The organism is Aliivibrio logei (genome assembly GCF_001691055.1).
Lineage (GTDB): Bacteria > Pseudomonadota > Gammaproteobacteria > Enterobacterales > Vibrionaceae > Aliivibrio > Aliivibrio salmonicida.
In genome coordinates this window covers 218,179-232,141 of record NZ_MAJU01000011.1, presented here as the reverse complement: position 1 = coordinate 232,141, position 13,963 = coordinate 218,179, and the positions used below count along the sequence as shown (strand labels likewise).

Sequence of the window (13,963 nt, the reverse complement as noted above, 5' to 3'; positions counted from 1 at the left end):
TAAAAAAAGAGCACTATGTTAGTGGGTATTTTGACAAATAATGAATAGATATTATGTTGTTTTCTTATTTTAAAGCAGATGGAGTCTCTGCTTTCTTATTGTTAAGAGAAATAAATGAATGAAGCGAGTATTTAAATCTGGTGTTTAATTACGAGTGAAGTTATTATTCGCTTATTGTACTAGTGTGGTGATACAGAGATGACGACAGGTAACAGAGAAAGTTTTAGTTCACGATTAGGATTTATATTATCAGCTGCTGGTGCAGCGGTGGGTCTGGGTAATATTTGGGGCTTCCCAACTCAGGCAGCAAGCAATGGTGGTGGTGCCTTTTTATTGGTTTATCTCATCATGATCCTTGTGGTGGCTTTCCCTATGCTTGTTGTCGAAATGGCGATCGGTCGTCATGGTCAAGCAAACCCAGTAGACAGTATGCGATCTCTGACTTCAAATCCAATGGGTAAGCGTTTTGGTGCTTTTGTTGGGTGGATTGGTCTGAGTGTACCTAGTGTTGTACTGATGTTTTATAGCATTGTTGGTGGTTGGTTAATCTGTTTTCTATTTGGTGCGATGGCCAATGTTGTTGGATTGCATGATCTCGCTGAGTGGTTTAAAGGTTTTAGCATTGAACGTAATTTACTGGGTACGATACTCTTTTATGTATTAACTATTTTAATCGTACAGGGTGGAATTAAAGACGGTATTGAAAAATGGTCTACTCGTTTGATGCCGGCATTATTTGTTTTATTTGGATTATTGTTTGTTTATATCATGATGCAGCAGGGTGCTGTTGAAGGGCTAAAGCATTATCTGATTCCTGATTTTGAAAAAGTAATGGATAAAAAATTGATTCTAGCAGCTATGGGGCAAGGCTTTTTCTCGCTAACCATTGGTGGCTGTTCAATGTTGATTTACGGATCGTATTTAAGTAAGACAGAGAATTTACCTAAAATGGCGATGAACGTTACTTTAGTGGATACCGCTGTGGCATTTGTTGCGGGCTTAGTGGTTATGCCTGCGATGTTTGTTGCAATGCAAAAGGGCGTTCAAATTTATGCCGAAGATGGATCGTTATTAAGTTCTGACACGTTGGTGTTTACGGTTTTACCAATGATGTTTGATAGTTTAGGTTTATTGGGCGATCTGTTTGCCATTGCTTTCTTCTTATTATTAACCATCGCTGCATTAACGTCTTCAATCTCAATGCTTGAATGTTCAGTTTCTTTAGTGAGTGAGCGATTTGAAACGAGAAGAACACCAACAAGCTGGGTATTAGGTTTATTAATTGCCGTGTTTAGTGTGGTGATTGTCTTTAATTTTTCTGAACTATTTGGCTTAGTTGCGATGATTGCAACGCAATATTTACAACCTGTCGCGGCATTATTGTTCTGTGTATTTGGTGGCTGGGTGTGGAGTCGTCACTCTAAAATTAAAGAGCTTGAGCAAGGTTATCCTGAATTCCAACAAGGATTCTTTGGTAAAGTTTGGCCTCTGTATGTGAAATTTGTGTGTCCTGTTTTAGTTATCGCCGTATTGTGGGCATCGTTCTAATACACTTATAAATAAACAGCATTAAGATAGAAAACAGCCAGCAGATAAATGCTGGCTGTTTTATTTTTAACTATCGAAAAATACGATACATTCAGTGGTTAATGCTTATTTTTTATCCCATGCATTAGCCCAAAGTTGGCTCTCTGCTGGAGCATAAGCAGAGCTTGAGCACCATGGAGTGTAAGGCCAAGCTTTACACTGATAAACATTACCATCTGTCGCTAAGACTTGGTCACCTTCAGCGTATGTTTTCCCTGCTTCATAAGCGGGAACATCTGTTGTTGGTGGCGTTGTCGTATCTTCCGATACTAGATTAAAACTGTAACGTTCCTCTACTGAATTATCATCATTTGATGCCAATAGACGCATAGAGTAATACCCTTCTTCAACATTCGTTAATGGTAACGAAATCGCTTGGGTTCCTGTGACTTGTTCTGAGTATGACGTCACGCTGTTTCCCATACGGTCAATGATATCGACGGTAGTTGACGCCATCTCATTCGTCGTAATTGTAAACGTGATCGTTGCTGCTGAATCAATGACGGAATACTCGTTACTAAGTCCTGTAATTTTAGCGCTTAACTCTGCTTCTGGATCAGGTATTACGCCGCCACAATCGGTATCACCAATCAGTTTCCAAACGCCCCATTCACCAGTGGTTCCCGGTTCATCGCCTTGAGTCCACCAGCCAGCTTGCCACGTTTTGCCATTGTGACTTGTCGTTTCATCTGTTAAATACACTTGGTCTGCTTTCCAAGGGGTCACGCAGACTTCAGAACCGTCATTTACGGTAACAGTACGTGTTGCTGTCGCTGTTTGATTTGCGCTGTCTTTTACTGAATACGTTAATGAGTATTTACCAGCAAGAGTCGTATCGACTGATCCTTCAACGTTGATTTGAGACGTTAAGTCACCGTCTTCAGCATCTGTTGCTTTTACGCCCGTTAATGGATCAAATGCAGAGTCGATTTTTATTGTCGTATTGGTTACACCTGTAAGTTCAGGTAATGCACTGTAAACTTCGACATTGCGGCCTTGTTTTGTTTCGTTGCCATCAGAATCGGTCACGCTGTAAGTAAGTACATTATCACCAAGTACCTGTGTGTTTACTGAGCCTTCAACCGTGATTGATGACGTTACATCGCCGTCTTCTTTGTCCATCGCTTTTACACCCGCTAATGGCGAGAATACGGTACCGTGTTGAACTCGTGTATCAGATAGGCCACTAAATACAGGTTTACCAACGACTGGCGGCGGTGGTGTTTGACCATGAACATAAGGGCCATAATCATTAATAAAACTACTGTTGTATGGGGTACCCGCTGCATCTGTACCGACATCCCAATTAATTGACCATGTCATTACGCCACGTAATGGTTGGCCTTGTTGTTTTAGTGCATCGAATGCGTTGTAAAGATCTTGAGGTTCTTTAACAAACCCTGTTGCAGCTGCATCGCTATTGGTAGGAATACCGAAAACAAGTTTGTCATGAGGGATCTTATGGAAACCACGAGTTCCATTGATCAGAGAGTCAGAGATGTAATAAATAAACTTCTCTTTCATAGCATCACTGTTTTGAGTAATCCAAGCGTTCTCTTCATCAACCCAGACACCATCACCACCTTGGTTATAGAACTGTGGGTTTATCCAATCGTAGTAACCTTCTAGACGTTCAAGGTATGGGATGTACTTGTCGCCTGCTTTTAAGTAAGGGAATTCAGGAGCCATTGTGATGAGAAAGTTTTTACCTTGAGTACGGTAATGATCTTTCACCATTTTTAATGCTTCAGGAATTACCCATTGGTTATCTGCTGCGGTGACGGCGGCTTGTTCTAAATCGATGTCTAGGCCATCAAAGCCATACACTTCAACAAGACGAATTATTTCGTCTGCAAATGCTGTTTCGTCGCCACGCTTTAATTCGATGTGTGCATCAGCACCACCAAGAGCAATCACAACAGATCGACCTTGTGCATTTAATTCTTTAATTTGTTCGATGAATTCCGCTTCACTTAAACCAACGGTAGGATCAAGACGGAAAGTAGGGATACGACCTTCAGCGGTGTCGTATACTTTCATGAATGAAATATCGACCACGTTATACATTGGGTTTGTTTCTTTAAGTGTCATACAAGGCGCGTTACCTGCTTGGTAACCACGTCCATCACACCAGTTGTGCCAATAACCAACAACAATACCGCCTTCAGGGTTTGTCATATCATTTGCGTGGGATTGAACTGAAAAACCAGCACCTAATAACGCTAATGCGATAGTGTTTAGCTTCATTTTATTTGTTAGTAATGCCATACATAATTCACTCATAAAAGGTAAGTCAATCGGATTAATTAAATATATTAATAGATTTAATTAACGGTGATTAATAAAGAGAAATGAAATTATCATGGATATTTAAAAGTTATATTTTACAAATGTAACAAGATGTTTCTGTAAAGAGCATTTTTAATTTAATATTATTTATTTATGTGATTAATAATGAAAAAATCAGGTGTTTTTAAGTTAAGTAATTAATTATTAACGATAATAATTAAGTTCGGTTTTATTGGGTAAATCTGGGATAAGTATCACTTTAGTTGCGTTATTATCAATATATTCGATTGGGAATAGTTAAAATAAGGTGGGAGTAATGTCTCTTTTTATATTAACGTTTGTTGTTTTTATATTGATGAAATGATTAAGTATAAATATTAATATATAAATTTAATAATAAAGTAAGCAAGGAAAGAAGGGAGAGGCGAGAAGTGTTATTAAAAGGGAAACAATATATTAATTTCCCTTGTTAAATAGATTATCTGAATTGTTTGGCTTCTTCTAAATAATCAAAACCAGCGTCAGCTAATCTCTTTATTAATGCATCTTGATCTAATTCATAGAATTTCACGAAACAGTGAAGATCCCCAAATTCATCACGAATTTTCATATTAACGATACTCATTAACATAATTGGATCCATTGAAGCGACTTTTTCAGGTGTCATTACGCATCCTCAAAATCAGAAATTAATAAGTTTGCAGCAGCAAATGCGGCTTTTTCACGGGTTTCTTTTGGAAGAGAATCGTCGGCTGCAATGTCGTTTAATGATTTAACTGCACAGTTAATCGCTTGAGGAATATAACCTTGATCGCCACTGCCAATTAATGAGTACAGTTCACGAACCATGTCACAACAATCGTATACTTTCATAATACTTTCCATCTTAAAATGATAACTGTTATGAAGTTTACACTGAGAAATAAGGAAAACATAGATTAAAAAAAGCTGAAAAACGTAGGGGAAAACGTTTTTCAGCTTAGGAGCTAAATCAAGGCGTATGGTTAACTAAGTTATTCTTTATTTAAGAAAATTTGCGGCTCTCATTTTTTCAACGACCGCTAACTTTTGCTCTGCGCTTAGCGGCATTAGTGGTAAACGAGGATCACCAGCATTAATGTCGTGAAGTTCCATCGCGATTTTTCCTGCGGCCACACCACCAAACTCAACCAGCACTCGGATTAATTCAATAACGTTGGTCATTTTATTAAATACAGCGTCGTGGTCACCCTTATTGAAAGCCTCAATAATAGAATTAAAGTGAGGTGCTGCGTAGTTATAAGTACTGCCTACTGCACTTTTTGCACCAACGGCTAATGCGCCGGGTAGGAACTCATCAACACCAAACGGTACATCAAATTTACCATCACAAGCACGAAGACAACGTTGGTATTCGTATAAATCACCGCTGTTAAATTTAAGTCCTGATAAGTTAGGAATGCGTTTATCGGCTTGGATTAAAAACTCTTCCATATTCAAGTTTACGCCAGACATTCCTGAGTGGTAATAGTAAAATCCTTTTGATGGTGCCGCTGCAGCGATGGTTGCACAATATTCAACAAGATCAGCGACGCTACCTGGTTTAAAGAAACAAGGACCAATGGCTGAGGTCGCTAAAATATCAAGTGTATCGGCATGACGAGTTAGTTCTAATGTATCGACAATGCTAAGCGCACCAGTGTGAACAATGATGTCGAGTTTATGATTACAAGCACTTACCCAGCGTTCAGCAATTGCTTTACGTTCTTCTACGCTGCAATGAATGCCTTCACCTGTTGTGCCACATACATAAATACCTTTTACGCCATCATTAATTAAATGCTTGGCAATTTTATCAATCTCTTCAAAATTAACGTTACCTGAACTATCGAATGGAGTATGTGGAGCTGCAATTAAACCTGTTAACTTTTTCATGTCATCCTCATTAGATTATCTTTGTGAAGTCATTCTTCATTAATTTAAATACTTTGGAGTTAAACTAATATTATGGAGTAAAGTTTCATTTTGCAATATAAAAAGGGGAGGGTGATGCTGTAAATGTGATCTGTAAGCCCCATTTTTCAGATAAAATTTTTATATGCGCCTGATTTTCGGTTTTTAGGGGCGGTTAGTACAAACTAATCACGGAGTTACACTTCACAAATAAGGAGTGCCGTGACAAAATAAAATCAGTAGGTTGTTTTATTCAAGGATTATTTAATAATGTCCAACCATCATATTCAAATCAAAGCTGGCAATATCATTGATATGATCGGCAGTCTTTATAATAGCTTAACGCCATCATCAAAACGCATTGCTGATTATGTTATGGCTAACGCGACACAAGTGAGCAAGCACTCTATTGCAGAGTTATCACAGATCGTTAATGCGGGTGATGCGACCATCATTCGTTTTTGTCGTACTTTAGGATTTAAAGGCTACCAAGATTTTAAAATGGAACTTGCGATTGAGGTGTCTAATCTTCAAGGTCGCGAAAAAGAAATTTTTGATACGGATGTGACTGCGGAAGATAATGCGGAAGTCATAGGGCACAAGCTTCAAGCTACGATTGAAAGTGTATTGTCAGAGACCATGAACTTACTTAATTTTCAGTCTTTGGAGTTGGTAGCAGAAGCATTAAAAGATGCGAAAGCGATTTATTTTTTTGGGGTTGGTTCTTCTGGATTAACGGCAGAAAGCGCAAAGCATAAGTTTATGCGAATTGGTCTAAATGTAGATGCATTTACCAATAATCATTTTATGTATGTAAAGTCATCGCTAATGCAACCTGGCGATTTCGCTGTGGGTATTAGCCATTCTGGGTGTTCAGTCGAAACGACTAAAGCGTTGCGTTTAGCCAAAGATAACGGGGCTACGACGATTGCGATAACCCATAACCCACGCTCTGATATTACTAAGCATTCTGATTACGTGTTGGTTAATGGTAATAGACAAGGCCAATTACAAGGTGATTCTATTGGTACGAAAATTTCACAGTTATTTGTATTGGATTTAATTTATACCTTATTAGTGAAACGAGACATCAATGGTGCAAAAGCCAATAAACTGAAGACAACGGAAGCGTTGTGTCATAAATCCTAATAAAAGAAACCGCGAGTAGGATCTCTGCTCGCGGTTTTATTATCGTTGATAAGCTAATTTACCCATCTGAAACGTACTCATAACGTCATTATCGTCGTTTAATAACGTTATGTTTGCCTTATACCCTTCTTTTAGTTTTCCGTATTTGTTATCCATGTTTAATGCTTGAGCTGGATATAAACTTGCCATTCTTAGTGCTTCTTCTTTAGATAGCCCAACATGGTTTATCAGGTTTTTTACACCATCAATCATGGTAATCGCAGCACCGGCAATAGTGCCATCTTCATAATGGCATTTACCTTCTGTCACAAAAGCTTGTGTGCCTGCCATATCAAATTCAGTCAGATCAGTACCTGCGGGAGTCACGGCATCGGTCACTAAAAATAGTTTTTCTTTTAGTTGTTGATGAGCAATTCGAACGGACGGATAAGAGGCATGAATACCATCTACGATAATTCCCGCATACGGTTTTTGATCAAAAATATAACCGACCACTCCCGGCTCTCTTGAGCCTAATGGGGTCATGGCATTGTAAAGGTGAGTTGCCATAGTAAAGCCAGATCTTGAATTTACATCCGCATAAGTGGCGTTTGTGTGCCCCATAGAAACGGTAATACCAGCGTCAGTTAAGCAATCAACAACGTCTTGAGAAACGTGCTCTGGTGCAACGGTAATTACCTTAATGTATGCGCTGTTTTTGGCGAGTAATAGTGCTGTCGTTAAGTCTAATTCGCGAATGTATTGAGCTTGATGTGCCCCTTTTTTTTCAATACTGATAAACGGGCCTTCAAGATGGAGACCTAAAACACCTTCTTGCTCTGCCTGATTAAAATCGGCCATCATTGTTAATGTGCGGTGTAGGTCTTTTTCGGTACAAGTGATTAAAGTCGGTAGGTATTGAGTCGTTCCATACATCACGTTTGTTTTATTCATTGTGTCTAAGGTCGATAACGCAATGTCCGTATTGAGCAGTACACCACCACACCCATTTAATTGGATATCAATAAATCCAGCTGTCGCTAATGCGCCATTTCCATCAATGCTATTGAGTGATAAAGATTGTGCTTTTTCCATTGAGATAATGGATGTGATCGTATCGTTAGTTATAATAATTGCTTGTTTTTTATCTGTTTTTTGGCCATCAAAAACGTCAATATTAGTAATCATATAATGATTATTTTGAGTGTTTTCTCTCTTCATTATTCTACCTTATTAATAAGTTTTTAATTTTAACTGGAGTTAAGCTCCAATTTATATACCGTTAAAAATACAGTAATGTTGAACCCCAATCAATTAAAATACCTATAAATAAAGGTTTTTGTTCGTTTGTTTTTTCGATGTTTTATTTTTTAGTCGATCTGGATCTCCATTTTAACATTCAATCGTTGAAGTTTAACTCCATAAATATATATTGGAGCAATACTATTATGTTGTTGCTAGATTTGGAGTTTGGCTTTATGGAAAGCAATATCAACAAAACATTGAATGCATTATCACAAGGTTTCGTTTCATCATGCCAACCTGTGGATGGTGGTGCGATGGACACCCCTGACATTATTGCTGCCATGGCAATCGCAAGCGTTGAAGGCGGAGCTGTTGGCTTAAGAATTGAAGGCATTGATAATTTAAAAGCGGTGAGACCTCATGTCTCTGTACCTATTATTGGTATTGTTAAACGAGACTTAATGGATTCAGAGGTACGAATTACCCCTTTTATAGAAGATGTAATCGCATTAAAAGAAGCGGGGGCTGACATTATTGCTATTGATGCAACTCATCGACCTCGTCCAGTATCCGTTGAAGAGTTAGTTAGCAAAATTCAAAGCTTAGGTTGCTTGGTCATGGCTGATTCTTCTACTTATGCTGAAGGGATGTTTTGCCATGAGCTCGGCGTTGAAATTATTGGCACGACATTGTCTGGTTACACGACATCAGTGATACCAAAAGAACCTGATTTCCAGCTGATAGATCACTTAGCGAGTAAAGGGTGTTTTGTGATGGCTGAAGGTCGATTCAATTCACCATTACTCGCACGCCAAGCTATAGAAGCGGGGGCGTCTTGTGTCACCGTTGGTTCTGCCATTACTCGTATTGAGCATATTTGTGAGTGGTTTAAATCTGAAGTTGAACTGGGTAAATCAAACGTGGTTAAGGATATTGCATGAAATCGTGCCTAGCCGTCGACATTGGTGGAACTAAAATTGCGGCAGCGATTGTTCAATCTGGAAAAGTTCTGCGCCGTCATCAAATATCAACGCCATCATCCAGTGATCCTAAAAATATGGATAAGGCGCTAGAACACTTATTAATGCCATTTTTAAATGAAGTATCTACGATTGCGGTTGCCTCTACAGGGATTATTAATGACGGCGTACTTACGGCGTTAAACCCCCAAAATCTTGGTGGATTAAATAACTACCCACTTCAATCGGTGATAGAAAACATCACAAAAAAAACAACGGTTGTGATTAATGATGCGCAAGCCGCCGCGTGGGCTGAGTATCAAACTCTTGAATTGAACAATATCAACATGGCATTTATTACGGTATCGACTGGCGTAGGTGCTGGGGTCGTTATTAATAATGAATTATTGATTGGCGCAAATGGAATTGCAGGCCACGCAGGACACACGCTTGCGGATCCTAATGGACCAATATGTGGTTGTGGCCGGAGGGGATGCGTAGAAAGCATCGCCTCTGGAACCGCCATTGGCCATGCCGGAAAACCATTTTTTGGTGACACTTGTGATGGTGAAACCGTGTTTACACATTTCGCACAAAAAAATAATAACGCGGAAGAAATCGTGAATACCTCAGCAAAGGTAATTGCCAACCTGATTGCTGATTTAAAAATGGTGTTAGACATCGAACTTGTCACTTTGGGTGGCAGTGTTGGTCTTGCTCCGAATTACTTACAACGAGTACAACATTATTTAGCACAACAACCCATTGCTTATCAAACCAAAGTTCAATCTGCACTGTGTGGCGCGGACGCTGGATTAATAGGTGTGGCTGATTGGGCGAATAAAATGCGTTAAAGAACAACCTCTAAAATAATAATAATTTAACCCGACATAAAATTATACAAGGTACAATCTAATGGAAGCACATTCATTTGGTACACTAAACTACATCGCGCTCTTTGTTTATCTTGGGGCGATTATGGGGGTGGGTGTCTATTTTGCTCGTCGCCAAAAGTCAGCGGATGACTACTTTAAAGCTGGGGGGCGTATCCCCGGTTGGGCCGCAGGATTCAGTGTTTTTGCAACAACCCTCAGTTCGATAACGTTTATGTCTATTCCAGCAAAAGCATACACCAGTGATTGGACATTTTTAATAGGGCAATACGTTGCTATTGCTATTCTTCCTATCGTTTTTTGGTTTTACATCCCTTTCTTTCGTAAATTAAATTTAACCTCTGTATACGAATACTTAGAAAGACGTTTTGATGTGAAGATGCGCTTATTTGGCAGTATTTCTTTTATGCTTTTTCATATTGGCCGAATAGCAATCGTTACTTATCTAACCGCATTAGCGCTAATGCCATTTATTGATATTAGCCCATTGATGATTGTGTTTTTAATTGGTGTTCTTTGTATTATTTATACGTTCTTAGGGGGCATTGAAGGGGTCATTTGGACTGATGTAATTCAAGGCATCATGTTATCTGTTGCGGCTATTTTTATCTTTGTGGTGGTTTGTTTTAATGTTGATGGCGGTATTGTTGAAGTATTCAGTATGTCAAATCAAGCGAATAAATATTTTCCCGCGGAACAATTTAGTTGGAGTTGGACAGAGAGCACAATCCCTGTATTAATGATTGGGTTCTTCTTTGCTTCTTTACAACAGTTCACGGCAAGCCAAGATGTGGTTCAACGTTATATCGTGACAGAGAATATTGAAGAAACGAAGAAAGCATTGATTACTAATGCCAAGTTAGTGGCGTGTGTTCCTGTCTTCTTCTTTGCTGTGGGGAGTGCGTTATTTGCTTATTACACTCAAAATCCTGAGTTGCTTCCTGCGGATTTTAATACCGGAGGGATCTTACCTTTCTATATTATTTCTCAAATGCCGGTTGGTATTGCGGGTTTAATTATTGCCGCTATTTTCGCCGCATCACAATCAAGTATCTCAAGCAGCTTAAACAGTATTGCGGCGTGTTTTACTTCTGATATTTATGAAAAACTCAGTAATAACCCGACCTCAGAGCAAAAACTAAAAGTAGGTCGGATTTTAACGGTTATTGCGGGGATCTTAGGGGTAATTGCGTCAACGTACTTAATTATGTCGAATGAAAGTGAAATATGGGATGCCTTTAATAGTTTACTTGGTTTAATGGGGGGGCCTATGACAGGACTCTTTATGCTTGGCATCTTCTTCCGTAGAGCAAATGCGAACAGTGCTTTATTAGGCGTCATTGCAAGTATTGTTACGGTACTGTGGGTTCGTTCAGCAACCGATTTAAACTTCTTCTTCTATGGTGTTATTGGTACGTTGGTAGTCGTGATTGTGGGTTATTTCACCGCGCCTCTTTTCAAAAATGATTTAAGCTCTGACGAAATTGATGAGTTAAGTGCAGTAAAAGAAAAGAAATCAACACAAGCCGCTAAAGCGTAATTTTATTATTTATCTGAGCCTTTATTTTATTGTAGAGGCTCTTCTAAGGACTGTTTATGATTTATGGTCATATTGAACATCAAGCAACAAATCAGTATTTACCGCCAGTTATTCAACAATGTTTAACGTATTTAAATGAGACGGATTTAGCGCGATTAACAACGGGAAAACACATCATTGATGGTGAGCGTATTTTTGCTAATGTGATGGAGTTTGATACGGGGTTTGCGAATGACAAACAAGCGGAAGTGCATAAAGAATATATTGATGTTCAATGCTTAATTCATGGGGAAGAACGAATTCAATATTCGTTGGAAAATGAAGTAAACCCAATAGCTAAAGCATACGATGAAGAGAACGATTTTTATTTAGTAGAGAGTATGCATCAGTGTAATGAAGTGATTATGCACCCAAAGATGTTTGCGATTTTTTTTCCTGAAGAACCGCATAAACCGGGCTGCTTAGTCGAACAATCGATGCCAATTAAAAAAATAGTCATTAAGGTACATCGCAGCTTACTCAGTTAATTTATCTGATTTAATGCATAAAAAAAAGCTAAGTCATACGACTTAGCTTTTTTTGTTTGATGAAGCGTCGAATTAACTTAATTGAGCTTTAATGTGCTCAACGATGTTTGTAATTTCGATGACTTCTTTGCTGTTTGCACGACGGTTCTTATATTCAAAGTTACCTTCGTCCATGCTGCGATCACCGATCACTACAGTATGTGGAATACCGATAAGTTCGATGTCTTTGAACATAACACCTGGGCGTTCTTTACGATCATCAAATAGAACGTCGATACCCATCGCTGTTAATTCTGCATACAGTTTTTCTGCTGCTTCTTTAACGCGATCAGATTTGTACATGTTCATTGGAACGATAGCTACAGTAAATGGAGCAAGCGCTTCTGGCCATACAATGCCGTATTCGTCATTGTTTTGCTCAATAGCTGAGGCAACAACACGTGAAACACCGATACCGTAACAACCCATCTCAAGGATAGAGTTTTTACCGTTAGCATCAAGTACGCCACAGTTCATTGCTTCTGAGTAGGCTGTACCTAATTGGAAGATGTGACCAACTTCGATACCGCGTTTCAGTTGTAGAGTACCTTGACCACATGGGCTTAGATCGCCTTCAACAACGTTACGTAGATCTTCAACTTGACCAAGCTGTACATCACGATCCCAGTTCACACCAAAGAAGTGCTTACCATCGATGTTTGCGCCTGTACCAAAGTCACTCATTACCGCAACAGAGCGGTCAACGATGAATGGAAGTTCTAGGCCAACAGGACCAAGAGAACCAGCACCAGCGCCGATTAGGTCACGAAGTTGTGCTTCGTCAGCCATCTCTAGTGGAGATAAAACTTGTGGAAGGTTTTCAGCTTTAACTTCGTTAAGTTCGTGATCACCACGGATGATAAGTGCGATGATATCAGCATCAACTTCATCAGATGCTTTAACAAACAATGTTTTCACTGTTTTTTCAATCGCGATACCGTGTTGCTCAACCAATTCAGCAATTGTTTTTGCGTTTGGTGTATCAACCGTTGTCATCTCTTGAGTAGGAGCAGCACGTTCAGTAGTTGGTGCTAGTGCTTCTGCTTTTTCGATGTTTGCTGCGTAATCAGATTCTGTTGAGAATGCGATTAAATCTTCGCCGCTTTCTGCAAGTACGTGGAATTCTTGAGAACCACTGCCGCCGATAGCGCCTGAGTCAGCCAATACTGGACGGTACTCAAGACCCATGCGGTCGAATGCTCGACAGTAAGCATCGTGCATTGCATCGTAAGACTTTTGTAGACCGTCTTTATCGATGTCAAAGCTGTACGCATCCATCATGCAGAATTCACGTGCGCGCATTACGCCAAAGCGTGGACGACGTTCATCACGGAACTTTGTTTGAATTTGGTACAAGTTTAGCGGAAGCTGCTTGTAAGAATTCACTTCGTTACGCACAAGGCTAGTGATAACTTCTTCAGCCGTTGGGCTAAGTACAAATGGACGAGCATGACGGTCAGTAAAACGAAGCAGTTCAGGCCCCATCTTTTCAGAACGGCCAGTTTCTTCCCAAAGCTCAAACGGCTGAACTACGGGCATCAACGTTTCGATTGCACCTGCATTGTCGATCTCTTGACGAACGATATTTTCGACTTTACGCAATACACGTAGACCAGTCGGTAGCCAAGTATATAAACCTGAAGCTAGACGACGGATCATACCTGCACGTAGCATGAGCTGGTGGCTCACTACTTCTGCGTCGTTTGGAGTCTCCTTCAGTGTTGAAAGAAGGTATTTGCTAGTGCGCATGTTTTCATCCATTTGTTAGTTATGAATATTGGAATAGCTCGATTTAAACAGTTAAACCGAGAGTTCAATTTTAGT

Annotated in this window: 12 protein-coding genes; 6 read left to right on the top strand and 6 right to left on the bottom strand. The window is 39.5% G+C overall.

The genetic code is table 11. From position 1 onward, the window contains the following. Positions 1–198 precede the first annotated feature (198 nt). The gene (locus A6E04_RS11595) at positions 199–1,548 is read left to right on the top strand and encodes a sodium-dependent transporter (protein ID WP_065611444.1); all 1,350 of its coding nucleotides are present in this window, start codon (positions 199–201) and stop codon (positions 1,546–1,548) included. 105 nt (positions 1,549–1,653) lie between these two features. On the opposite strand, the gene A6E04_RS11590 is transcribed toward A6E04_RS11595, so the two are convergent. From A6E04_RS11590 to A6E04_RS11575, 4 genes are all read right to left on the bottom strand, one after another. Further along, the gene (locus tag A6E04_RS11590; protein ID WP_065611442.1) at positions 1,654–3,855 is read right to left on the bottom strand and encodes an immunoglobulin-like domain-containing protein; all 2,202 of its coding nucleotides are present in this window, start codon (positions 3,853–3,855) and stop codon (positions 1,654–1,656) included. Between the two features lie 499 nt (positions 3,856–4,354). Next, on the bottom strand, positions 4,355–4,543 hold the full coding sequence (locus A6E04_RS11585; protein ID WP_012549681.1) for a DUF4250 domain-containing protein: 189 nt from the start codon (positions 4,541–4,543) through the stop codon (positions 4,355–4,357). After that, positions 4,543–4,749, bottom strand: coding sequence for a YaeP family protein (locus tag A6E04_RS11580; protein WP_023603694.1), 207 nt, complete (start codon positions 4,747–4,749; stop codon positions 4,543–4,545). Before A6E04_RS11580 ends, A6E04_RS11585 begins: the two co-directional genes overlap by 1 nt. Before the next feature lie 147 nt (positions 4,750–4,896). Continuing rightward, positions 4,897–5,790, bottom strand: a complete 894-nt coding sequence (locus tag A6E04_RS11575) for a dihydrodipicolinate synthase family protein (RefSeq protein WP_023603693.1) — start codon at positions 5,788–5,790, stop codon at positions 4,897–4,899. 288 nt (positions 5,791–6,078) lie between these two features. Between A6E04_RS11575 and A6E04_RS11570 the strand changes: the two genes are divergently transcribed. After that, entirely contained in the window at positions 6,079–6,957 is an 879-nt protein-coding gene (locus tag A6E04_RS11570; protein WP_017023043.1) for a MurR/RpiR family transcriptional regulator, read from the top strand. Positions 6,958–6,996: 39 nt separating this feature from the next. On the opposite strand, the gene nagA is transcribed toward A6E04_RS11570, so the two are convergent. Beyond that, positions 6,997–8,157 (bottom strand): N-acetylglucosamine-6-phosphate deacetylase, encoded by a 1,161-nt coding sequence (gene nagA / locus A6E04_RS11565; protein WP_026469742.1) that lies wholly within the window; start codon positions 8,155–8,157, stop codon positions 6,997–6,999. Between the two features lie 227 nt (positions 8,158–8,384). On the opposite strand from nagA, the gene A6E04_RS11560 reads away from it, so the two are divergent. The 4 genes from A6E04_RS11560 (at position 8,385) to nanQ (ending at position 12,100) form a co-directional block, all read left to right on the top strand. Beyond that, positions 8,385–9,122 carry an N-acetylmannosamine-6-phosphate 2-epimerase gene (locus A6E04_RS11560; protein ID WP_065611440.1) on the top strand — a complete coding sequence of 246 codons (738 nt, stop codon included), beginning with the start codon at positions 8,385–8,387 and terminating at the stop codon, positions 9,120–9,122. Further along, a complete protein-coding gene (locus A6E04_RS11555) occupies positions 9,119–9,994 on the top strand; it encodes an N-acetylmannosamine kinase (RefSeq protein WP_023603690.1) in 876 nt (291 codons plus the stop codon). The genes A6E04_RS11560 and A6E04_RS11555 overlap by 4 nt, the downstream gene beginning before the upstream one ends. Positions 9,995–10,055: 61 nt before the next feature. Continuing rightward, the gene (locus tag A6E04_RS11550; protein WP_065611438.1) at positions 10,056–11,573 is read left to right on the top strand and encodes a sodium:solute symporter family protein; all 1,518 of its coding nucleotides are present in this window, start codon (positions 10,056–10,058) and stop codon (positions 11,571–11,573) included. Positions 11,574–11,629: 56 nt separating this feature from the next. Further along, complete coding sequence (gene nanQ / locus A6E04_RS11545) at positions 11,630–12,100, top strand: N-acetylneuraminate anomerase (RefSeq protein WP_065611436.1); 471 nt, start codon at positions 11,630–11,632, stop codon at positions 12,098–12,100. Positions 12,101–12,172: 72 nt separating this feature from the next. Here nanQ and A6E04_RS11540 read toward each other — a convergent pair whose 3' ends face one another. Beyond that, positions 12,173–13,888 carry a proline--tRNA ligase gene (locus tag A6E04_RS11540; RefSeq protein ID WP_065611434.1) on the bottom strand — a complete coding sequence of 572 codons (1,716 nt, stop codon included), beginning with the start codon at positions 13,886–13,888 and terminating at the stop codon, positions 12,173–12,175. Positions 13,889–13,963 lie beyond the last annotated feature (75 nt).